Annotated in this window: 21 protein-coding genes; 15 read left to right on the plus strand and 6 right to left on the minus strand. The window is 54.8% G+C overall.

Features of this window, described 5'->3' with window-relative positions; all coding sequences use genetic code 11:
• Nucleotides 1-163: 163 nt before the first annotated feature.
• Nucleotides 164-1,117 (plus strand): GNAT family N-acetyltransferase, encoded by a 954-nt coding sequence (locus C5Y83_RS06795; RefSeq protein WP_105328897.1) that lies wholly within the window; start codon nt 164-166, stop codon nt 1,115-1,117.
• A gap of 57 nt (nt 1,118-1,174) precedes the next feature.
• Here the strand turns inward: C5Y83_RS06795 and C5Y83_RS06800 are convergent, their stop codons facing one another.
• The 4 genes from C5Y83_RS06800 to C5Y83_RS06815 all read right to left on the minus strand — a co-directional run bounded on the left by C5Y83_RS06800 (nt 1,175) and on the right by C5Y83_RS06815 (nt 5,764).
• Nucleotides 1,175-2,146 (minus strand): nitrilase family protein, encoded by a 972-nt coding sequence (locus C5Y83_RS06800; RefSeq protein WP_105328898.1) that lies wholly within the window; start codon nt 2,144-2,146, stop codon nt 1,175-1,177.
• A 209-nt stretch (nt 2,147-2,355) separates the two neighbouring features.
• Nucleotides 2,356-3,180: a hypothetical protein gene (locus C5Y83_RS06805; protein WP_105328899.1), complete on the minus strand. Its 825-nt coding sequence runs from the start codon at nt 3,178-3,180 to the stop codon at nt 2,356-2,358.
• Between the two features lie 28 nt (nt 3,181-3,208).
• Complete coding sequence (gene ispG / locus C5Y83_RS06810; RefSeq protein ID WP_105328900.1) at nt 3,209-4,351, minus strand: (E)-4-hydroxy-3-methylbut-2-enyl-diphosphate synthase; 1,143 nt, start codon at nt 4,349-4,351, stop codon at nt 3,209-3,211.
• Nucleotides 4,352-4,648: 297 nt separating this feature from the next.
• A complete protein-coding gene (locus C5Y83_RS06815; RefSeq protein ID WP_105328901.1) occupies nt 4,649-5,764 on the minus strand; it encodes a glycoside hydrolase family 88 protein in 1,116 nt (371 codons plus the stop codon).
• Nucleotides 5,765-5,918: 154 nt separating this feature from the next.
• Between C5Y83_RS06815 and C5Y83_RS06820 the strand changes: the two genes are divergently transcribed.
• From C5Y83_RS06820 to C5Y83_RS06875, 12 genes are all read left to right on the plus strand, one after another.
• Nucleotides 5,919-6,422 (plus strand): tRNA (cytidine(34)-2'-O)-methyltransferase, encoded by a 504-nt coding sequence (locus C5Y83_RS06820; RefSeq protein ID WP_105328902.1) that lies wholly within the window; start codon nt 5,919-5,921, stop codon nt 6,420-6,422.
• A 226-nt stretch (nt 6,423-6,648) separates the two neighbouring features.
• Entirely contained in the window at nt 6,649-7,596 is a 948-nt protein-coding gene (locus C5Y83_RS06825) for a lysophospholipid acyltransferase family protein (RefSeq protein ID WP_105328903.1), read from the plus strand.
• A gap of 687 nt (nt 7,597-8,283) precedes the next feature.
• Entirely contained in the window at nt 8,284-9,273 is a 990-nt protein-coding gene (locus C5Y83_RS06830; RefSeq protein WP_105328904.1) for a hypothetical protein, read from the plus strand.
• A 182-nt stretch (nt 9,274-9,455) separates the two neighbouring features.
• Nucleotides 9,456-9,647 carry a hypothetical protein gene (locus C5Y83_RS06835; protein WP_105328905.1) on the plus strand — a complete coding sequence of 64 codons (192 nt, stop codon included), beginning with the start codon at nt 9,456-9,458 and terminating at the stop codon, nt 9,645-9,647.
• A gap of 336 nt (nt 9,648-9,983) precedes the next feature.
• Nucleotides 9,984-10,502 carry a hypothetical protein gene (locus C5Y83_RS06840; RefSeq protein ID WP_105328906.1) on the plus strand — a complete coding sequence of 173 codons (519 nt, stop codon included), beginning with the start codon at nt 9,984-9,986 and terminating at the stop codon, nt 10,500-10,502.
• A gap of 159 nt (nt 10,503-10,661) precedes the next feature.
• Complete coding sequence (locus C5Y83_RS06845) at nt 10,662-11,693, plus strand: S1/P1 nuclease (RefSeq protein WP_105328907.1); 1,032 nt, start codon at nt 10,662-10,664, stop codon at nt 11,691-11,693.
• 111 nt (nt 11,694-11,804) lie between these two features.
• Nucleotides 11,805-12,800 (plus strand): hypothetical protein, encoded by a 996-nt coding sequence (locus C5Y83_RS06850; protein WP_105328908.1) that lies wholly within the window; start codon nt 11,805-11,807, stop codon nt 12,798-12,800.
• The gene (locus tag C5Y83_RS06855; RefSeq protein WP_105328909.1) at nt 12,797-13,240 is read left to right on the plus strand and encodes a type II secretion system protein GspG; all 444 of its coding nucleotides are present in this window, start codon (nt 12,797-12,799) and stop codon (nt 13,238-13,240) included. The genes C5Y83_RS06850 and C5Y83_RS06855 overlap by 4 nt, the downstream gene beginning before the upstream one ends.
• Before the next feature lie 288 nt (nt 13,241-13,528).
• Nucleotides 13,529-15,445, plus strand: a complete 1,917-nt coding sequence (locus tag C5Y83_RS06860; protein WP_105328910.1) for a S1C family serine protease — start codon at nt 13,529-13,531, stop codon at nt 15,443-15,445.
• Nucleotides 15,446-16,000: 555 nt separating this feature from the next.
• The gene (locus tag C5Y83_RS06865; protein WP_105328911.1) at nt 16,001-17,452 is read left to right on the plus strand and encodes a sensor histidine kinase; all 1,452 of its coding nucleotides are present in this window, start codon (nt 16,001-16,003) and stop codon (nt 17,450-17,452) included.
• A 16-nt stretch (nt 17,453-17,468) separates the two neighbouring features.
• Nucleotides 17,469-17,888 (plus strand): response regulator, encoded by a 420-nt coding sequence (locus C5Y83_RS06870; RefSeq protein ID WP_105328912.1) that lies wholly within the window; start codon nt 17,469-17,471, stop codon nt 17,886-17,888.
• Nucleotides 17,889-18,012: 124 nt separating this feature from the next.
• Nucleotides 18,013-18,849, plus strand: a complete 837-nt coding sequence (locus C5Y83_RS06875) for a glycerophosphodiester phosphodiesterase (RefSeq protein WP_105328913.1) — start codon at nt 18,013-18,015, stop codon at nt 18,847-18,849.
• Here the strand turns inward: C5Y83_RS06875 and C5Y83_RS06880 are convergent.
• Both C5Y83_RS06880 and C5Y83_RS06890 read right to left on the minus strand, forming a co-directional pair.
• A complete protein-coding gene (locus C5Y83_RS06880; protein ID WP_199194997.1) occupies nt 18,827-20,224 on the minus strand; it encodes a reverse transcriptase family protein in 1,398 nt (465 codons plus the stop codon). The genes C5Y83_RS06875 and C5Y83_RS06880 overlap by 23 nt on opposite strands.
• Before the next feature lie 363 nt (nt 20,225-20,587).
• The gene (locus tag C5Y83_RS06890; protein ID WP_105328916.1) at nt 20,588-21,760 is read right to left on the minus strand and encodes a serine hydrolase domain-containing protein; all 1,173 of its coding nucleotides are present in this window, start codon (nt 21,758-21,760) and stop codon (nt 20,588-20,590) included.
• Nucleotides 21,761-21,901: 141 nt separating this feature from the next.
• Here C5Y83_RS06890 and C5Y83_RS06895 point away from each other — a divergent pair, with 141 nt between their 5' ends.
• Both C5Y83_RS06895 and C5Y83_RS06900 read left to right on the plus strand, forming a co-directional pair.
• Nucleotides 21,902-22,438: a hypothetical protein gene (locus tag C5Y83_RS06895; protein WP_105328917.1), complete on the plus strand. Its 537-nt coding sequence runs from the start codon at nt 21,902-21,904 to the stop codon at nt 22,436-22,438.
• A 100-nt stretch (nt 22,439-22,538) separates the two neighbouring features.
• On the plus strand, nt 22,539-22,997 hold the full coding sequence (locus C5Y83_RS06900) for a hypothetical protein (protein ID WP_105328918.1): 459 nt from the start codon (nt 22,539-22,541) through the stop codon (nt 22,995-22,997).
• Nucleotides 22,998-23,058: the final 61 nt, after the last annotated feature.

Consider the following 23,058-nt stretch of genomic DNA (forward strand, 5'->3'; position numbering starts at 1 on the left):
GGTTCGTTCTTCACCCTCTCCCCAAAGGAGCGAGGGAACCAGATGCTGATAACCGCACCTGGAACCTTCTCACGAAATCCACACCTTCCCGCTTGGCTCTTTTTGCGATACGCTTACGGTGTAAGCCGTAACCCAACCCCATTTCGCACAGACCGATTTTCTCTTGATCGTCGTTCGTACATTCTCCAACAGCGATCCTCCCAAACTGGTGGAACTTTGGAATCACCAGCCTGTGGCTCGGGGACTTGCTCAGCCGATGACTGTCGCGTTGTTGGAAGCTCAGGTGTTCGCCAAGCCCTACTTCCAGCCGCAAAACCTGTTGGTAGCCGAGGAAGACGGGAAAATCGTGGGCATGGCGCACTTAGTGCCCGATGGACCGCTGGTTGCCTCGGAAGCACGTGGCGAAACGGCGAACGTGCCCATTGTTATCGCGGCCAATGTCGACAACGCGGCGGAAATTGAAGATGTTCTGTTCCAGGCGGTCGAATCACGGGTACGCGACTCGGAAGCAAAGGTGCTGCTGCTGGGTGGTACCTCGGAACCTGGACCGTTCTATTTCGGTTTGGCGAAAGTCAGCTGTAACCGCGGTGCGCTGGTTTCTGATCCGCGTATGATGAACCTCGCCGAGCGGAACGAACTGTCACCGTCGACCGCTTGGCGCGTCTACTCGCGCGCTCTGCGAGGCTTCCGTCCTCCGGTCGATCGAACGCAGATCTCGGCTCGCCGCTCGCTGAATGTGCTTCGAGACGATGATCCGCCGTTTGGATCATACCGCGAAGCATGTATCTTCATGCATCAACATCGTACCCGTTACACGTTGGTCCAAAAGCAAGATGGTGCCGAGCTGGCCCGCTTGGAAGTCGTCGAGCTGGAAGCATTCAGTCACCTGCGCGGTGTGCGGATGAGCGGGATTGTCGATCTCGAGCCGCTGGCGTCTTGTACCCAGATCCACGCTCAGTTCTTCCTGGCTGAAACGCTCCGACAAATGGGCGAAGGGGGAACGGCCGTCGTCGAAACGCAGGTCAACAGCAGCAACGATATGCTCACAGGCGTCGTTGAAAAGCTTGGCTTCGAAGCTTATGACGAAGTCCGTATGATGGCCAAATTGCTCGACTAACAGCCTGTCGAATTTCTCAGATCGGCTACCTAATTGAGAGTGCTAGGTTGGCCTATTCTAATTAGCTCGCTCGGTCGATGCTTCCGAAAAGCGAGCTTCCCGCGGATCGAGTTCATGCCCGCTACGCTTGGTCAGCACGCCGTATAGTTCAGGGCGTCGTCCCCGAATCCATCGCCGGCCAGTGCATTTATCGAGCATACTCAAGTCCAAGTCGGCCACAACCATCGCGTCTTCTGGCTCAGCGACCTCGGCGAGGATGCGTCCATAGCAATCGAGAATCATGGCATTGCCCGTCCGGACTTCATCGTCATCGCGTCCGATTCCATTGCTGAAAAGCAAAAACATTCCGTTATCGTGTGCGCGTGCCGGTAGCCAGCGCAGTAGCCATTCGCGTCCCTTCGGGCCGTTCACTTCCGTACGCAACAAATCAGGGTTCACGGCCCGCTGGTCCCAGACCTGCGGATCAATGCGTCCCATCGCGTACGGACTGCGCGAAGCGGTTCCACCCGTTTGATGCGGAGCCAGTAAGATGTCGGCTCCCAGCAGCGCAGTGGCTCGGGCGTTCTCGACCAGGTTGTTATCCCAACAGATCAAGACACCTAACTTGCAGCCGAGCGGCGAATCGAAAACCGTGTACGAATCGCCACTGCTAAAGTGCGGGCTGATGAAGCAGTGGAGCTTGCGATGGTGATACACTGCGCCGTCCGGCAGAGCCACAACATACGTGTTGTAGATTTGCCCATCACCGGCTCTTTCAATCAGCCCTGCCCCGACAATCAAATCAAACTTTGCGGCAAGCTCGACAAGCGACTTGGTCGACGATCCATCCGGTACGGGCTCTGCCAATGTGTCCACTTCATCCCGATCGAGATTCCGCACATGCCAATAGCCGGTCAAGCACATCTCAGGAAAGCAAATCACCTGCACGCTTTGCTCGGCAGCTTGCTGGCAGAAACGTTCGACCTGGGACAAGTTATAACGCTTGTCGCCAGGACGATGTTGAAACTGAACCGTCGCGGAACGAATCATGAGGAGCTCTCTTCTTCAGGCGGGCGGGAGGTCTTAGCCACAGAGGGAGAAAGGCAATTATCGGATATATCCTAGACCAACAACGTGTGCCCCGGGTGAGCGGGTCGCCCGGACAGGATGCTTAGGGCACACAAAGTTCTCAATTCATCAATCTCGTCCCTCGGTATTTCTGTGGCTTCCGATCTTCTCCTCTTTTGTAGGTCAAAGCACTACGGTTGTGCCGGCTGGCCTGGTTGGATCTTGAGGAGATGCTGGGTGAGCTTTTCTTCCGCATCGGGAATCTTGGTGCGAATCTGAAGCGGGATCGGATCGACGATCTTTCGCTCGCGTCTCGCCACCAGATAATCGCGGACGATCGTCGTACGTTGGTTTTGCATCAGGAAGTGAATCCACAGCCACGACTCAGCGTAATCGGTTCCGCTCATCTGCTCGGGACGTGAGATCGTTGCCAGGCGTTCCAGATTGGGCTGCCATTTATAGTTTTTCAGGCCGTCGTTCAACCACGGAAGATGTTCGCGATTCATTCGGCCCCGCACGCCGACAACCTCGTAATACTCGGCCAGTCCTTCATCCAGCCAAAGCGGAAGCGTACCGACCGAAGAGTTCAAGTAAGCGTGCGTCAGCTCGTGACGAAGGTCGGAAAGGATGCTATCCGACCAAATCGCATAGACGTAATACTGCCCCCCTTCCACAACAAACAACGCCCGCCGTCCGTTAAGTTGGGGAAAGTGTCTGCGTGTGAACTGAGCGAACGCGGTGGGATCGCGAAAGATCCGTACGTTGATATTCTGGTTCGAGAAAGGAATCCCCAGATCATCCCGGAGTTCCATCTTCAAGTTGCGGATTTCCTGCAGCACCTGACTATCGTCTTGCAGATCAAAATCCGATTCGATGTTCAATGGAACGTCGTCGACAAACGTGGTCGGCATCGGAGCCAACTGGTTACTCCACATCGTGCAGCCAAGCGCGGACATGCAAACCAGCCCCAACAGGAGCGTTACGCAAGCGGTAGGCGATTTGTGGAGAAAGGCCATCCGTGGTCCTTTGCAGCGGCAGGTGGGATCAGCCGACGGTTTGGGCGGAAATCAGTTGGTCGAGTTCATCCTTGAGACGAACCAGCACTTCGTCGTAGTCGAAGGCGCCCAGTGGTTCGCCTCCTCGTTTCAAGTTCACGAAGTTCGGGCCACACCACAAACCGAGATCGGCGTCGTCGGTCTCGCCGGGGCCGTTCACGCGGCAGCCCATGACGGCGATTGTAATCTTGTGGTCCTTGGCGTACTCCGTCAGCTCTTTCACTTTCGCGGCCAGGTCAACGAACGCTTCGTTCTCGACGCGCGAGCAGCTCGGGCAGCTGATGATGTTCAGCGTTTGCAAACCGTAATCGAGAACCGTTCGCAGGCGGCCTGCTTTGATGTCGGCCAAAATCTTGCGACCGGCTTCGATTTCCTCCCCCTTACGCGAGTTAGGAACCGTGAGCGAGACTCGCAGCGTATCGCCAATGCCGTTACCGATCAGCTGTTCAAAGGCGATTCGCGTTTTGATCACGCCATCGGGCGGCATGCCGGCTTCGGTCACCCCTAAGTGCAGCGGAACATCGGACCGCTTCTCAGCAAAGCGACGATTCACTTCGATCACCTTTTGCGGATCGCTGTCCTTCAACGAAACACAGTAGCGATCGAAACCGAGGCTATCGACCAGGTCGCAGTGCTCCCAGGCACTTTCCAGCATTGGCGTGATCGAATCTTCTTTGTCGTACTGGGCCAACTTGGCGGGATCGACACTGCCACAGTTCACACCAATTCGCACGGCGCAGTCGTTGTCCTTGGCCACGCCGATGATGTATTCGACCTTCTCTTGCCACGGCTTCTCGCGTTCGTGGTGATAAAGGTGCCCCGGGTTATAGCGAATCTTGTCGACGTGCGGCGCGACTAGTTCAGCTAAGCGGTAGTTTTCCTGCAAGTCGACCGAGAGATTACCGCTGGTTTGCTTGCGGATTTCGGCCAAAGCCTCCGCATCTTTCTTGCTATCGACCGCAATGCGAATGACATCTGCGCCGGCTTTTTCCAAGTCGGTAACCTGGGCGACGGTGGCGTCGATGTCCTGGGTCTTGGTGGCCGTCATGCTTTGAACGGCGATTTCGTGGCCGGAACCAATAGTCACGCTGCCGATTTTGACGCTGCGTGTCGGATTGCGAACGATTTCCAACGTTGTAAACTCCCGCGGTGGATAGACTTTTGCTCTATTGTCACCAACCGCGGGATATTTGACAACATCACGATTCGAAGCTTTATTCCCTCTTCATTGATTCCGAGCGATAAGAAGTTCGCCCCAGACGTTACTTACCAGGCCAGGAGGAGACGTTCTTAACCACGGATACCACCGATTCGAAACCGACCAACCACGTTTGCCACTGGCATATAGATCCGTAGGCTGGAATGCGCTAACGCTCATTCCAGCCTACATTTCTTGGTTTCCTAACGTGGTCTCTGAGAACGGAAGGCTCTATTTTTCCCGAACGACCTTCGTCAAAGCTTCGACAAAGAAGTATTCGCCAAACATCACCGATTCGTCGACGCCCAGGTCTTTTTCGGTATGGTAGACCCCATGTTTCAGGATGCCTTCCCAGCCTTCGTCGTTGATGGCCAGGTATTCTGGGGTAACCAGGGAATCGAGTGTTGCCAGAGCCGTTTCGCGGTACTTCTTGGCCTTTTCGGGATCGGAAACCTGCTTCGACAAGTCGAGCAAGCCCGAGGCGGCGATCGCACCCGCCGAGGTTTCTTTTTGAGCTCCCCACGGGGCTGGTTGGCTTAAATCGGCGTCGAAGTCCCAGAACGGCACCTTGTCTTCCGGCAAGTTCGCGACCCAGTAGTCGGCATTTCGCTCGGCAACGGCTAGGAACTCAGGGTTATTGGTCAGGGCGAATACCTTGCTGTAACCATAGAGCGACCACGATAACCCGCGGGCCCAGCTACTATCGCCTCGCAGGCCCTGATGGGTGGTTTGCTTAAGAAACTCGCCCGTTTCCAAGTCAAACATCCCTTCGTGAGCGGTCGAACCGTTCTCGCGGACAATCTTGTCACGCGTTGTCCGGCAGTGCGCTTCCGCCTTTCGCATCAGCTCGGCGTCGCCTGTTTCGTTGGCAGCATAAAAGATGATCGGAACATTCATCATGATGTCGATGAACAGCGAGTCATCCGAGACAAAGCTGCGTAGGTACTGTCCCTTTTCCTTGAATCGCATGGCCAGCGTCCGTCCGGCCTGGATCAGCACGTCGTTCAAGTGCTTGTCGCCCGTCAACTGGTACCAGGGCAAGTAGGTGCTTAAGAAGATGAACCCCAAGTCGTGCACGTCGCGGTCATGCTGGCGGTGCTCGAGCAGTTTCGAGTAATGCTCCGCCTTGGCTCGCCAGTCGGCGTCACCGGTCCGCAGATGAAACTGCCACATCATTCCAGCGAAAAAGCCGGCGCACCAGTCGGTCCATAACTCTTTGTCATGACGCCACTTACCACCCTCGGTATAGATAGGGAAGTAATCGGGATGCGCCTGCACGATGTGGGCGACCTGCTTTTCGGCGAACTCAAGGGCGTGGGTATACGAGTCGATGCGTGCGTCAGACATGGTGGCGAAAAACGGTTACGGGGAAAGATGATAGGTCCACTGGATGCGTTGGCCAGGAAGCGACAGAATAGCCTCGTCCTCCGAGCAACGGACGTATCGTACCATAGCGCCCTTGCCCGAAAAGCCATTTTGATTTGGAAGCGAGAAAATTTCGATGTATGACCCGGTCCTTCATATCGTCTTACTGGAACCGGAGATCCCGCCAAACACTGGCAACATCGGCCGAACCTGCGTCGCAACCGGAATCAAACTGTGGCTGGTCGAACCGCTCGGGTTTCAAGTCGACGATACCGCTTTGAAGCGGGCCGGGATGGACTATTGGCAGCATTTGAACTGGGAAGTTGTCCCCGATTGGGATACGCTCACTAAGTCACTTAAAGGGAATCGCTGGTGGTACTTAACGAAGACCGCCAAGACCACCTACACCGACATCGCGTTCGAGAAAGACGACGTCCTGGTTTTCGGTCGCGAGTCCGCTGGCCTGCCGCGCGAGCTGGTGGAAGCGAACGAAAAAACAGCCATCTCGGTACCCATGCGAACCGACGTCCGCAGCTTGAACCTGGCCTCAACCGCATCCGTGGTCGCCTACGAAGCGGTCCGCCAGTTGACCGTCCGCGGCGAATATTCTTTACCCATCGGCGAATCCCCAATCGGGTGAAATGTGCCCGATATGCAATTTCTGTGCTCGTTTCGCATCGCCTGAAGAGGACGAACCACAGATTTCGCCGTTTTTCGAAATCTTCTAATCCGTACCCATCGGTTTCATCCGTGGTTACTCCCTCCCAGCTTCCCACCACGATTGCTATTCCCTGATAGCAGCAAATCTTTCACAATACGCCGCGAAACCTTCGACCCAATTTGGCCACGCATCGCAGGGAGGCGGAATGAGGCCCAAGCTAGTTGCCGACTATTTAGTTTATCTGGCGGTCCGCCTGTTCATTTGCGTGGTCCAAGCGATTCCTCTGTCGGTATGCGATCAGATCTCGAAGTTCCTGGCCTGGCTGGCCAACGACGTCTTCAAAATACGTGGCAAGCTGCTTCAATCGAACCTGCAGCACGCCTTCCCCGAGCTTTCGGCCGAAGAACGTAAGAAGCTGGCCCGCCGCTCGTGGCACCACCTTTGCTTGATGATCTGCGAAATCGCCCATGCTCCGCGGAAGCTGCATACCACCAACTGGCACAAATCGATCCAGATGCATCAGATCGAAATTCAAATCAAGGAAGCCCTCGGTCGCCGGCCGGTCGTCGTGTTGCTGGGGCACTTTGGCAACTTCGAGCTGATGGGTTACTGCACCGGGCTGTTAGGCTTCCCAACCTACACGGTCGCTCGCCCGCTCGACAATCCGTTCCTGCACGATTACCTGGAAGAGTTCCGCAGCGCGACCGGCCAGATCATTCTGCCGAAGCAAGGCAGCGCCCCGTACATTGAAGAAGTGCTGAAACAAAACGGCACCCTGGCCCTGTTGTGCGACCAGAACGCCGGCCCAAAAGGTTGCTGGGTCGAATTCCTCAACCGCCCGGCTTCGTACCACAAGGCGATCAGTGTTTTCTCGATGACCAGCGGCGCCCCGGTCGTGTTCCTTTACATGCGACGCATTGGCGGCCCGATGCAATTTGAAATGGGAGTCGAAGGCATTTACGACCCAGCTCTCTGCGACGAGCCTAAGGGTGTAAAGGAAGTCACCCAGTGGTACAACGACATGCTCGAACGCGTCGTCCGCCGCGACCCGGAACAATATTGGTGGGTCCACAACCGCTGGAAAGACGAACGCCCCGCGAAAAAGAAAAAGCAAACCGAAACGCCCCCCGCCAAGCTGGCCAGCGCCGCATAAGAATTTCAAGTTACATAATCGTGCATCAATTTGCGTCATCACATGTCCATCAGAGAATTAGAGGAGTTCGGTTGGACAACGTATTCTGGCGTAACAAGTGACGCAGATCTCCATGACTTAGCAAATGATCTTGGAAATCCCATTGCTTTATCGGACGGAACGTACTTAAAACGCCTCGAGATCCGTAAGCCACAGCAGGCAAGGACTGGCACCTTCGGCAAAAAGTTTGGAGAGGGCGCTTATCCTCTTCATACTGACACAGCCCATTGGCCGCGCCCGGCGCGACTGATCGTTCTACGTGCAGCGGGAGATCTACGTAGACCAACGGTGATCCATCCATTTAAACGACTCTTTACGCACGCTGACGATATCGTGAGAGAGAGTCTTGGAAAGTCCGTTTGGTATTCAGGGACGACATCCCGAAGGTTTTGCTGTTCCATCCGGTTCAAATGTGACGGTCATATTGGATGTCGCTATGATCCGATATGCATGAAACCAGCAAATAATTCGGCCGCGATTATTAAGCAGTACTTGGATAGTGCGTCTTCTCTTTCCGAAGCTCAACCGTTTCAATGGAAGAAAGGTACTGCGCTTGTACTTTCAAATTGGCACGTGCTTCATGGGCGTGGTAATCGTCCTGAGGCGGAGCTGAGCAGGCAAATATCAAGAATTTATGTGGAATGACGTATGAGTTGGGAACGCGATCCGTTATGGGCCAAAGCAAAGTTGTTTTTTCAACATGCCTTCGATCAACCTCGCGACACGCCTAATTTTGGATTGTGGTGCGCGCTTGGCCTTGAGCTACTTGCACGCGCTGCAATTGCGTCCGTCAGTCCAACGCTTTTAGCTGAACCAGACCGAGATCAAAAACATCTATTGCACGCTCTAAATCGAGGTTCTGAGCGTGTCCCGCGAAAGTCTATTGGAACGGCGCAAGTTCTAACGTTGTGTCAACAATTATTCGTAGATTTCACACCCGAAGACCAAAAGGCAGCAAATGCGTTAATAAGTAGGCGTAACGACGAGCTACATTCTGGCGCAGCGGCATTTGAGGAATACACAACAAACCAATGGATTTCAGGATTTTACAGATGTTGCCGCGCCTTATGTTTGCCGTTAGATGAGTCCCTCGAATCACTCTTTGGTGCCGATGAAGCCACTGTTGCCATTGAAGTCCTTGACCAAACGAGAAAAGAGGTAATACAGCGGGTGAAGAATGCCATCGCTGCCCACCGAAGTGTTTATGAAGGCTATTCAACGGACGAGAAAATGCAGGCAGCTAAGGCATCGGACGAGCTCGCTAAGAAACTAGCATATCAACGTCATCATCGCGTCGTTTGTCCTGCTTGTGAAAACAGTGCAACTGTTCAAGGTACTACTTTCGGTCGAGAAAGTGTAACACAGAATGAGGGAAAGATAGTTGTAAAACAGGCCGTCGTACCGAATGCATTCACTTGTTCTGTCTGCAGGCTGAAATTAAACGGGTATGCAGAGTTGAAGGCCGCTGATTTGGGTGATCAATACACCAGGACAACAACATATGAACCGGACGTATACTACAATTTAATCGACCCTGCTAATACTGATGCGATTAACGAGTTAGTTGCAGACGCACTTTCTAACAACCCAGACATGATAGATGACTATTTATTCATGGATGAGTACGACAATGAATGAATTCAAGTGCTAGGTCTTGCCTGAAGTATTGTGCAAATCAGCTCAATCAACATTCGCAGTTTGGCAACGTCTCACGACGCAAGCTGCCGTGCAAACGCGAGTCCCGCGAAACGTTCCTGTCTACCGCATTCGCAAACTCCTGTGCGTCAAGACGTACCCTATACGACGAAGGCAACGGGATATTGGGAATCGATCGTAATATCGCTGTCTGCTTGATTCCTCTTTCGGCGTTACTGGCCACCGGGTGTTTCCCTAGCTATCCCCCAGGATCCAGCAAATACACCAACAACCTGCTGGTCGACAACGGCATCGTCTACGAGCATGCCGTGTTAACCCAAGTTGCCGCATTGTGTAGTCATGATGTTGCCTATTAGCAGCGGACCAGTGTTTGCTGACTTGGTTTGAATCGGCAGTGGATCGCAGCACCCGCCCCCCCGGTAGATCAACCCAACAAGAAAGTTTCGCGCGGCTTAACCTTCCAGCCTGCAGCAACTTAACGCCACCCCGCCGAAAAAAATCGCTGCGCGGCGTTTAACATTGAAACATTTAGTTGGTAAATCTATTCCCGCCGCAAACGCAACCTGGTCAGGCTTCTGGATCCACCTGACCGATTGTCGGTCGCAGTTGCGGCATGGGGGAAGTCGTTCTGTTCGACTTTCGTGGCGTCTCTGCGCGCCTTGCTTTTGGTTTCTTCACGAGAGGTTTGGATCATGGATCAAGTCACGATCACTGCCGAACATTGGCAAGCAGCACTCGAAGTTCCTAAGGAGGTCGCCCTCGATGCGGCGGCCCCGCTTAACGTGCGCCTGCAGGCAGCCAAGATGGTGCAAGACATGGTGAAGGTGATTCTCAAGCAGACGCTCGACCGCGAGAAGTTGACTCAGAAGAATGCAGCGAGTGCGTCCAAAACGTCACGTCCGCCGATCACCAGCGACGTCGGTTCCAGCGTGCAAGCCGATCTGCGGCCCACCACGAAACGACCGGCGTCTCCCCTTCCCTCCCAAACGCCTGCTGCCGAAAAGCTCGTCCGCGATGTGGACGCGGTCACGCCGCCGATACCAGATCGGGTCGAACACGCCACCGTCCCATTGGACGAAAAGAGCTTCGCGCCAAGCCAATCAACGTGTCGATCGCATCAAGGCGCCGATGCAGCGGAGGAACGGCAGCGCTACATCGGCCGGGTTGGGCCTCGCAAGCTGCCAGGAAAAGCCAAGAAATCCGCAAGATGACGGGGAAGATGCCAGCCAATTTCCCAGGATTCGGTCCGGAAGGCCGCGGCAAAGCGCACCTGCGTGTTAAGTTTTCGCGCGGCGCATTGCCAGATTCGGCGTGACCGTTTTACGATGCGACATTCGAGTATTGGTCGTGCTTTCGGGTGAGTCGTTTCGATGAACAAAATGTTCCGTGGGTTGGTCGCGTGGTTGGTTCTGGCAAGCATGCCGATGAGCTGTTTTGCCTGGGGAAGTGGCGGCCATCGTATTGCCGCGATCATGGCCTGGCGCTCGATGAAATGCGAAACGCAAGAGAAGCTCGGCAAGCTGTTACGGCAGCACCCACGCTCCGCGCAAGAGTTCGCCATTCCGGCCGAAGTCACGGCGCTGGGCGAAGCGGCTGAGAATGAATGGCTGTTCGCCCAAGCCACGATTTGGCCTGATCTGATTCGTGGCAATCGGCAATTCGATCGGCCGACGTGGCATTACATCGATCTCCCGCTTTATCTGACCGAGGGCGATCGGGCCGTGATGCATGGTCAGCTGACGGTAAATATGTCGCCAACGTTGCCGGAAGTTATCGACAACGCGGAATTGAACGCGGTTCAGGCCATTAAGCTGGCCGCGCAAAATCTGCGCAGCCAACGGAGTGCTGCGGACAAGGCGATTGATATTTGTTGGCTGAATCATCTGACCACCGACCTGGCGCAACCGAATCACACGACCGCTCTGTACAGCCGACTCACTTTTCCCGATCCCGCTGGTGACAAGGGTGGCAACGCGATTCCGGTTCAGCCAGAGAAGAACTTGCACGCCTATTGGGACGGGCTGTTGGGGTGGGAGATCTCGTTCGCCGAGGCTCGTGAACGTGCTTCGGCGCTGCTTGCAGAAATGAAGCCGCACCAAGCGGCCGATGCGGCGGAACTCGATCCGATGCAGTGGGTCGAACAAGGGCACGAACTGGCGAAGGCGAAGGTCTATTCGCCGCAGATCCTTCAAGCTGCTTACGAAAAGGAAGTGGGCAACACGAGACGAATCGAAACGATCGTCCTCAGCGACGAGTATCAGGCAGAGAGCAAGAAGCTGGCCGAGCGTCAAATTGCTCGCGGTGCGTTTCGTTTGGCCGCGATGATGGATCAACTGCTGGCTGATCCGCCAGCGGACTGCCCGACTATCGAAACGGAAACGACGGTGACCAGCAGCCGTTGAGCACCGGCCGCTTCATCGTGCAGGCAGATATCGCTTTCCGCTCGCGCGGAAAACTGGTATACCACGGCGGATCGTTATTTCGGAATGCCACTGCCGGTGAGATGTCCACTCATGGAAACCTCTATCTTGCGATGGATCGCTGCTTCTATTGGGGCGATGTCGTTCGTCCTGTGGTGCAACGCTTGCCCGGCGGATGAAGCAAAAGCGAATGCCGAGGGGCATCGTCAGCTGGGATGCTACTTCGAGACCCATGCAAACGGCCTGCGGGTGACAGAGTTTGAGCTCGCGCACGACGAGGATCGAACAACCGGGCTGATTAACTATCGGATCGCGTTTCGTTACGTTTCCCCAACTGGGCAAGTTCCGGCTAAGCCGTTGCCTGTGGAAATCTACTGGGTTCCTTACGAAACGAAAGAAAAGCCAGGCATCGTAGCATGTCGTCGAACGACGATCCACTTCGACCAAGCGCGGCCTGATACCGATGCTGAACTGGTTGGCGGAATTCAGCGGCCGCAAAGTGGTTGGGTGACATGGATCGTCGTGGCTCGTAGCTCGCCTGACGATCACGCGCGACTTCTGGCCCATCAAACGAGTTATGTTCCGCCTCGTGATGACAACGTGCGAGAGCCGAAAGGCCCCGCTTGGTTTCAGCCCCCTCGCTATTTGGCCCGCGATAAGGTGGGCACTTATGTCGACGCGGTGAAGCTATTCGGGACGGCGGCTTCGACCGAAAGGCCAACCGACACGGTCTACTTACACGTCGAATACGGATACGCGACCAATGCGAAGCCGCAGGATGGCGCGTACGTGACCAGCAAGTATGACCTGTTTCTGATTCCCTACGACACCTCCCTTCAGCCGCACCGCGCGGATTGGTCTGGTGCCGAACTCGTTTCGAGCTTTCGTAACGGTCGATCGCTCCCCTCCAGCACGCAGATGGGGCACGATCTCGCCGACATGCAATACGGCGGCTGGGCCACGGTTGTGATCCTTGGGCGAGATCCTATCCACAAGTCGCCTCGTCTCTTGCTGCACGAGACGCGCTACGTTCCGCTTCTATCGCCAGAAGAAGTCAAAGAGCTTTACGAAGGGGAGCACCAGCGGTGAGCATCTTGCGAATGTTTTTGTTGATGGCGGTCTTGGGGACATCAACTGGTTGTTTCTTACCCGTGGTGTTGATGCCGGACATGGTTGCCAAGCACTTTGTGACGTATGCCGACGTATCACCGAAACAAGACACGGAAATGGCGCTGATCAATGCGCATCATCGGATTCTCCGTTATTGGGAGCAGCATGGTACTTTGCCGCAGCGCATCGATGATTTGCCCCTTGTCGAGAATCGCTCGAACTCCCTTCTCGACGGCTGGGGGCGATCCCTGTTGTTGGAATCAGACGGCGTCCGTTATGTCACCATTTCAAGTCTCGGCAAAGATGGCGTCGACGGCGGCGAAGGTGACAATGCCACGATTTCGCGAACCTTTGATACTAGGGCGGCGATAAGCGGCGAGTATTGCGCGCCGCTTGAGTGGCAGCGAGTACGTGAGTAGGAGTGCGAAGTTGGTCACTTTTCCATCTAGCGAGAATTTGCAGACTGGTTGGCCTTGTTCGTGCGATCGGTGTCACGGAAGATGCCCAAACAATGTGTAGCTCATTTCTTTCTATTTGGGGTGATATCAGTGATTGTGGATGATATCATGGGACTCACAATTATTGATATCTGCACCCGTAATCCAACCTGAAAATCGACCGATTGGCCACGAATCCGGGGCTTTCGTTGGTCGCCCCTACTTGATTGCTGACGCAGACTTCAATCGTAATCTTGTCTGAAGAATTCGATGTGCTCTTGGGAAGAGATGATGCAGCGAAAGATCGAGTTGCTGGCCTTCTTGTCCTTGTTTTTGTTGGCGCCAGCGGTAGTCGCTCAAGAAGATGCGGTTACCGTCTTTCAACAGGTGAGTCCTAGCGTTGTCCGGCTTCACAACGCTGCCTCCACCGGGACAGGCGTTGTCTTGACGAAGCAAGGGATCATTCTGACCAATGCCCACGTGGTCAGTAATCCGCTTCCGTTTGAGTGCACCGCCGAGGTGATGAAGGATGGCAAACGCCAGACGGTCATCTTCAAAAAGGTGAAGGTCACCAAGGTTCACAAAGAACTTGATCTTGCGCTGGTGCAAATCGATCCGGCCGAACACAACGCGATCCTCGGACCTTGTCGCTTGTCGAGACAGAAGGCGGTGACCGGGCAGCGACTTTACGCAATCGGCAACCCAGCCACTGAAAGCAACATCACGCTTAACAAGACGATCACCGAAGGACTCCTTAGTGGTGTCGATCGCGACATCGAAGGGGCCAAGTACTATCAGATCAGTGCTGCCATCAACCCAGGCAATTCTGGCGGTCCGCTGAGTGATCGCACCGGCGCGGTGGTCGGGATCGTAACGCTTAAGCTTTCCGATGTCGACAACGTCGGTTTTGCAATTCCCTTGTTCGACATCCAAATGGCTGACTTCGAGCCGTACACGCGCAAAACGATCGATGCCGATCGCGCAGTCGCTTTGCTGAAGAAGGCGGAGAAGTTAATGGAGCAGGTTCGCTTGCAATCGAACAAGGAGAACCGCGGCGAAGCGGAGCAATCGCTTGAGATGCTCCTATTGCGGGCAATCCTGTTTCAAAATTGCGAAGAAGCCGCGCTGTACGATCCCAACAACGAAGAAGTGTTCAATCAGCTGGGACTACTCTGCTTTCTGGGGCAGTCATTTCCAGCCGCCCAGGCGTACATGCTGGAATCGATTCGTCTGCAACCGTTCGGCCAGTCGCGTCCTTACGAGATTTTGTATAAGTCAATGATCAAGCAGGACCGCGAAGAAAACAGCGTAGTCGTGCGAATGGAAACACTGGCCAAGTTCTCCAATGCGGCGATTTTTTGGGACGAGCTAGGCATCTTCCTGATCGTTAAGGGATATGCGAAGGAAGGCGTTTACTGTTTCCTGCATGGCGCCGTGGTTGCTAAGCAACGCGGCGATCGAGCCTCGGAGCAGCGGCTATTGGGGCACTTGAAGCAGTATGCCACGCTGCTGAGTCAGTCCGAGCGTGAGTCGTTGATCATGCCTGACAGCGAAGTATGGGGGAATGTCCATAAGATCATGCAGTGCAACACCAAGGCACTTCAGGCGGGAGAAGGTGCTGTGACGGCAGAGTTTGCCAGTCTGATGGAAGACGAAATTGGCGCTAAGCTCAAACCTTCAACCCAGCGAGTCCGGTTCTTCTCGTTGTTGCCTCCGGCCGAAGAGCAACTGGCCGATGCCCGTATCGCTCTACTCAAAGGAAGCTTTGATACCGCCATCGAATTGGCAGAGAAAGCGACGCAGCTATCGAACGAAAAGAAGATTGCTCGTGGGGCCCTTTTGGTGCGAGCAGGATCGTTGCAATCGCAGGGCTTCAAGGTCGCTGTCCAACCTGGGAAACGCGTTGCCGCCAATGTGTACTTTCATGGCGCCGCCAAGGCCTACCGCGAACTCCGTGACCAGTACGGTCCCCTTTCCAATAAGGAGCGAGATGCCATCTCGCTGGCGATCTACAACGAAGCATGTGCTTACGGTGTGGAAAACAACTCGACCAAGGCGTTGGAATCGCTACGCGAGGCGTTCCAGTCTGGCTACCGCGATGTCCAAGCCGCGGCAAACGATACCGACTTCGCTTCGCTAAAAGATATGGCAGAATTCCAATCGCTGATTCGCGAATTCCAGCGTTAGACGGCCAAAGGCAGCAGTTCACCGGCAATCTTTTTCTGCCGGTCGCTTGCTTAAGCGGGCAGTCATGGCGGCACGACGGTGCTTGGTGCGATCGAATGTTCGCGCGGTTTACGCAAATAGTTGCTACCGCATGCTTTTGCGATTAACCATATCCAAGCGGCGAGGTTGTCGTTCGTGTGCCGAACGAATCTTCCCGAGAATTGCCTGTAGATCAGCCACAAAACAGCGAAGATAGCAGTGCAACAGCACGACGGTTTGCGTAGACTGGCCCTACGGAAGACCGCACCCGCCAGCTCGTGGTGGCGTGATCCACTCCCGAGTGAGCATGCGATGTTGTTGATTCCAATTTCAATTGCTAGTCTCGGGCGATTCTTCCGATAAGAAAAGAAGCAAGTTGCCGTTGCTGCGGTTGCTTGCTGGGTAAGTGACCTCTCGATTCGTTTCCGATCGGCGGGATTTACCCGTGGTTGGCGTCGCAACGTGCGGCGACCAGCCGCAAGGCAGCTTCGCATGGAATAGACGTCGCGTTTCAAAACACTCGCAGGGAGGTAAGTGATGGAGGCAGAAGGTCAATACAAAATTGACTTGGAAATCTGTCCCATGCCGATTTTGTTGGTGGCTAGAAGCGGCAAGATCGTGCGAACCAACAAACGCCTGGAGTCGCTTTTCGGATATCAGCATGGGGCGCTTCTCGGCAAATCGGTCGACCTCTTAGTGCCCGAGGAGTTTCGCCCGGCACATCCCGACTTACGCGATGCTTACTTTGAAGTTCCCACCAATCGCCGTATGGGCACCGGCCGCGATCTCTACGGCGTTCGCCAAGACGGTGAGATGATTCCGGTCGAGATCGGGCTCGATCCACTCGAGTTCGACGGCGAGATGATGGTGATGGTATCCATCTTGGATATCAGCGAACGGAAGAAGAACGAGGCGATGATCCTCCGTGCTTTGAACGCCGCTTCGAGCGCGATGATTCAGGTCAGTGAGCATGGAATTATCGAACTAGTTAACGAGTCGGCCACCAGCTTGTTCGGTTACGAAATCGATGAAATGCTGGGCGAGCCGATCGAGATTTTGGTTCCGGAGCGTTATCGTCGCAAGCACACCGTTTATCGGACCAGCTATCAGGCAACCCGCGATGCGCGGCGGATGGGCGATGGCCGCGAACTGTTTGGGGTCCGTAAGGACGGATCTGAGTTCCCGGTGGAAATCGGACTGACTCCTATCCACGAAGCGGATGGCAAGTCAACCATGTGCACTATTATCGACGTCACCGATCGGAAGGCCAAAGAACGGTTCATCGCCGCGAAGAACCAACAACTGGAAAGTCTCAATCAAGACCTGGTTCAATTTGCTTACAGTGCATCGCACGATCTGAAAGCGCCGTTGGCTTCGATTGCCGGTCTATTAAGTTACGCCGAGGCGGATCTGGCGGCAGGCGACGTGGAAGAGGTGCAAAGCAACTTAACTCGATCGCGCGAGCTTGCCGATCGCTTGGCCAAACGAATTGAAGACATGCTGCAGTTGGCTCGCAGCGACATGGTGATGGACGATTGGGTCGAGATCGATATCGATCAACGTATTCGAACCGCATGGGCGGCACTGTCGACCGACAACAGCAAACTAACCACGAAGTACCGACACGCCGATCGCTTTTGGAGCATCCCAGTTCGCTTGGATGCGATCATCGAAAACTTGATGTCCAACGCCGTGAAGTATCGTGATAAGTCGCGTAAAGAGTGCGTAGTCAGTGTCGAAACCTGGAACGAGCAAGAGCACTTCATTTTGTCGATCGCCGACAATGGCATTGGCATTCCGGCGGAACATCGAGATCGCATCTTCAAATTGTTTCAACGCGTCTCCGATACCGATCATCCCGGTAGCGGTCTTGGTCTGGCCATCACCAAGAAGAACGTCACCCAACTTGGCGGTACGATCGCGGTGGATTGTGACAATGGGATGACCACCTTTCGAGTCACGCTTCCTCAGGGGCACCTTCAGATTTAGTTGAGGAAAAGGTTCTATGAAGATTTCAATTGTGGTTGTCGACGACGACGAAGCCGATCGCTATTTGGTTAAGCGAGCGATCCGTAATCTCGACTTTGAGGTCAATTTCATCGAGTATTCGTCTGGCGACAGCTTCATCGAGGGAATCGAGCAAGAGGAGGCTCGCCTCACCACATTCGGAATAACGCCTCCGCCGATCCTCGTTTTGTTGGACATCAACATGCCGCGGATGAACGGATTCCAGGTGCTTCGCCGTCTAAGCAGTACCTTCGGTGATGGCAGCAACGTGATGGTCGTGACGATGTATACCTCGTCCAATCACGCGGAAGATCGGGCCGATGCCAAGGAATTCGACTTGGTAAAAGACTACCTCGTTAAGCCAATCACCACGCAAACACTGAGCGAATTGGTGGAACGATACTGCGTAGGGGCATAGTCGAATCGCTTGACCGGTTAGGGTGAATCGGCTCTGATCGGTGGTGGTCAGGGGATGGGGCAAGACGGTAGGCTAACGGCATCTCGCGAATAGCCTGCCTACCTCTTTGAAGAGTGCCCCTGCGATGTCTTTGAATCGATTCAATTGTCGTCTGCTTCTCCTGGCAATTCTCGTTGCAGGGCCATTCACTGTGGACGTGATTGCCGCCGATCACTCCTTTCTTGACAATGGAGTGACTGCCCATCGTGGCAACTCGAGCGAGCAACCGGAGAACACAATCGCCGCGATGCGAAGCGGAATCGCCGTGGGCGCTGATTGGATCGAGCTCGATATCTTTCGATCCGCAGACGGAGAGATTGTCGTCATTCACGATGCGACGACGAACCGAGTCGCTGGCAAGAATCGAACCGTCGAGACCTCAACCTACGAAACGCTCCAAAAGCTTGATGTTGCCACGCAATTTCGGCAGCAACAAGGGCAAACGCTTGAAACTTGTCCGCCACGGAAAATCCCCTTGCTGCGTGATGTGTTGAAGCTGGTCATGTCACAGCAGAAGACACGCGTGTCGATACAACCAAAGTCGGACTGTGTGGCCGATGCGATGGCAATTATTCGCGAAATGAACGCCGAGAAGTGGGTTGGTTTCAACGATGGTGCCCTCTCGAAGATGGCCGAGGTCAAACAGTTGGACCCAACGATTCCGGTATTCTGGGATCGGCCAGCCAATTCAAACGTAATGGAAGATATTCAAACTGCTAAACAGCACCGCTTCGAGACGCTTGTTCTCAACGAGCAAGGGGTAACGGCCGAGAAGATTCAGCTGATCCAAGCCGCCGGTCTGAAGGTCGGAGCCTGGACGGTAAACGATCGGAAGCAGATGGAGCAATTCTTAGCGATGGGGATCGATCGCATTTATACCGATCATCCGCGATTGCTGCTTAAGCTGATTGAGGCCAAGTGATCTGCGCGAAGATGCTCCGCAGTTGCTCGCCGCGTTTCTGGTTGATGCTCTCAACAAATGCGATCCGTCCTCGTAAATGAAGCCGAAAGTTCGCGTGATCCGCGCGATTCTGGGACTCGGGTCCATGTCGAACGCAATTGGTGAGCGTCGCTTTCAAGCGATCGAAGTCTTTACGCGGAACGTTGGCCTGCTGGTTAACGACAAGCCCAGCAATCTTTTGACGAACGCTCTGACGCATGACGCGGGTTTTGCGATGATGAACCTGGTAGCCTTCTTCCAGCACGATGGCCGTGGCATGCACGACAAACCGCTGCGCCGCGCGACGAAACACGGCATCGCCTGAGAATGCCAGGTCGTCCGCGTAACGGGTATAGGTTGCCCCGGCCGCGAGCGCCAGACCTGACAACCGGTAGTCCAAGCGATACGCACAAAGGTTCGCCAGCGCCGGAGACGTGGGAGCTCCTTGCGGAAGGTGCGGCCGCGCATAACGGCGAATTTGTTCCTGCGTCAGGTTGTTTCGGGGGGATGCTCCGATCTCTCGCCAAACGGTTTCGGGGGCGCTCGTCGTGCAGAGACCCGTCAGGAGATGAGCGACCGGTTCGGGATAACCGAGGTAGAGAAACAACGCGTGGATCTGAGCGGCTCGGATCGAAGGAAAAAAGTCACGCAGGTCGAGCTTTACCACCACGGCTTGTCCTTGGTGCGGCTTCGCAAAGGTTGTGATCGATCGGCCGCGGCGGAAACCATGGCATGTTGCATGGGGTGGTACGTGGTTGAGGATCTCCGTCAGTATTTTCTGCTGCATGCGCTTCAGCCGCGCCTTAGGAGCTTCAAGCAAGCGAACGTTTCCGTCCACTTTCTTTAGGACACGGTAACGATAATGCTGCAGCTTCATTTCGGTGGGCACACGCTTGTAGGGCCCTACCCCGGCGAACCAATCGAGTTGTCGCAGCGGCACGTCCAGCCAGTCGGCTAATTCTGCCGGTGTCGTGAGCGGCCGGATTGCCTTCCAACCGCTGGCCACGACTCCCTGGTTCATCACGGGGGACGAACCAATCCGACTGGCCACCGTTAGCTTGCTGCGGCGATAGGCACGATGAAAGCCGTAGTCGAATAAGAGGAACCGTTCGACCGACGCCCGGCGAGGTCGCATGTCCCACGGAAATGCGGCATGAAGACGTTCGGCAAGCGGTTGCATCCAACGCGGCTTCTTGCCAATCACGCCATATCCGCGCTCGACCAAGTCGTCGACTTCGAACGAACCTGCGACGAAAGCAGTCGCCAAAGCGGCAGCAAGGGTCTTCTTCGAGGTTCGCATAAGAAAGAAAGTGGACGGCGGGATTACCAACGAGTCTCGTTCGGCGTGAGGAATCATGCCTAGGCGGGCATCGGGCACTCACGCAGCGGAAAGTCTAACCATTCACGATCCCCTGGGGTAACCCCAGAGAGGCCTAACGAAGCCGAAGCAAAAGCAAGGCCAGCTTGGAAAACCCCACCGCCCGGCTCCGATGATAGACGATGGTCACGCGTTTCGCGAGTGTTTCAATTTGAATTGGCTCGCAAACAATGTCACGACAGACAGAGCTCGCGGGAAGTCCGAGGTTTCCAATGCCCCACATTTGCTCGGCAGGATGCCCGTGGCACACAGATTTCAGGTTGGTGGCACGAGGCACTGCGTCTGGCGGTCTCATCTCGCTAGACGCTTTGATTTCATGAGATTGCCTGACCGTTCGCAAGTTTACTTCATGCCAAACTTCATAATCACGTTCTTGGCAATGCCAATGGCTGTGTCGTTTCCGTTGGGGGCGGATTGTAGATTGGTCCAGATGATCAGTGTGGTGTTCGATTGGGGATCGTGCCCCATGAACGATTGGTAGCCAGGCAGCGAGCCATCGTGACCGAGCATGGGGCCCAGTTTGACGATGCCCAGGCCGTATTGCGGTCCGTTGGGCTCGGCAGGGTTGGTGGGTTTTAGACTGGCCAGACGCTGCTTTTGCATGGCCGGGTCGAGCAGGCCACCACCGACCAGGGCTTCAACGTAGGTCGCCAGCTGTTCGGCGGTCGAGATCGCGCCGCCAGCGGCCCAAGCCCACGAAGGGTTGCTGAAGGTGACATCGTGGGGAAGCAGCTTGCCTGCCAGGGCCTCTTTCAACTCGGCGGGTGGCAGCGAGGGATCTTCGAGAGAGCTAACATTAGTCCCGAACAGGTAGCCGTGCGAGAACGGCGGCGGCAACTTGGTATCGTTAGGTGCCGGCAGCAAAGTACGGCTAAGCTTGAGCGGCTCGAAGATTCGTTTCGCAAACGCTTCTTCCAAGGTCATGCCGGTCTTCTGTTCAATCAATACGCCCAGCATGACAAAGTTGGTATTCGAGTAGTCGTACCCCTGGCCTGGGGCAAACAACGGTTTCTGCTCGATGCCATACTGGATCAGTTCTTGCGGTGTGAAAACGTGTTTCGGCTGCTCGTCTAAGATCTTGTTGACCGACTTCAATTCGCTGTAGGAAGGAATGCCGCTTCGCATTTCCAGTAGGTTCGCAATCGTGATCTCATCGCCGTTGGGGACGTCCTTGAAGTATTGGCTCACCTTGTCGTCAAGCTTCAGCTTCCCTTCCTGAACCAACTGCAGAATGACGGTGCCAGTCATGGTTTTGGTATTCGAGCCGACGCGAAATGCCATATTCGCATCCATTTCCTGACCTGTCTCTAAATCCGCGATACCGAACGCTTTGACCCATTGATGATCCCCTTGGCGGATGAGGACCACGGCGCCAGGAATTGCGTTGTCTTTCAGGTACTTCTCAACTTCGGTAGCAATCGCTTCCTCGTGATCGACCAGTTGTGCGTGGCCGTTGGTCGCGATTCCGCTGAACAGAATGACACAAGCGGCAGTAAAGGTAAGCAGGGTTTTCATAGGCTTGATCGCAGACAAGATTCTGGGCGTGGTAGTTGGTTTCCTTTACTATAGGTTACGGAACGCCAGCGGTTCAGGTCGGGTATCGTTGGGTTAGAACAGTTCTAAGGGACCAAATTCGCATTGCGCTGAAGAGGCATCGTGAAAGTGACACGGAAGTTCTCGTTGCGACTGTTGTTCGGCTTGTGTGCCCTGGTGGCAACGATCGTCGGCTATTGGGATGCCCAAGCGAAGCGACAAATGCGCGTGACCCAGGCAGTCGTCCAGCTGGAGGGTCGCATTACTTATGAGGAATCAGGCTGGCCGGTTCCTCGCTTTTTGATCGACGCATTGGGGCCTGACTATTTCTGCCACATCAAATCAATCACGCTGTACCCTACAGAAGATTCACCTGCTGACCAGCAAGTAAAGGTACTCGAGAAACTTCCGCACTTGCGTCGATTAGCCATTTGGCCAGGTGCGAAAGGGAGAACGACGGCTTTGCCCGATGCCCCCGGCGGGCTCTCGGATAAAGGGCTCGCCTATTTGCTGAAGCACTTCCCTCAGCTGGAACATTTGTCGCTTCTTTCCACCCAGTTCACGGCCGAGGGAGCTCAGCGGTTAGACGACCAACGTTCGATTGCTTCGCTGCAGTACGACAATCATTCTGATTTTGGTAAGCGCTACGGAGGTCGTTAAGCATCTTCTTTGTGTACAATGGAACTACCAGCAGAGTATCACCATGGCTACAGGCAACGCATGGTGCGATGGAGCGAACGTGAGGTGGAGTAAGGCGCGGATGTTTTGGAAGAAACCGAAAGAGCGACCGGAGTGTCGTTGTTACTGTGGAGGGATCGAGCGGTTAGTGAAAGATCGTCGTTCGCCCCTACGCTATTCTGTCGAGCTGGCAAGTTATTACTTACAAGCGGCCAGTCGCAAGTTTTTGGTCACGCATTGTCCCATGTGTGGTTCGATGGTTCGGTTCGCTTGGACACCGCTGGAACTGAGCGAAGAGCAACAGGCGTTGCTCAAACAACTGCAGGACGAAGTGACCACGGCCGAGCAGATCGAGCCAAAGTTCGGTCCACCCAACGCCGTCGGTAATCTCAATCAAGAGATGGGAAGTGGCCGCGGGCTTCCAGAAGGGACAGTCGTTTGCCAGCGAACGTGGACCTACTGTTATGCGGTCCCCTTCGCAACGATTTGCATCAGCGAACTCAACGACGGCAGTTTGAGTTGGATCTACGCTTCGATCTGACGAAGCCAACAGCGTCTGACGCAGCTTACAGCGCATGAAAAAAGATCTCACCACACGAATT

It is taken from the genome of Blastopirellula marina, from assembly GCF_002967765.1.
GTDB lineage: Bacteria > Planctomycetota > Planctomycetia > Pirellulales > Pirellulaceae > Bremerella > Bremerella marina_A.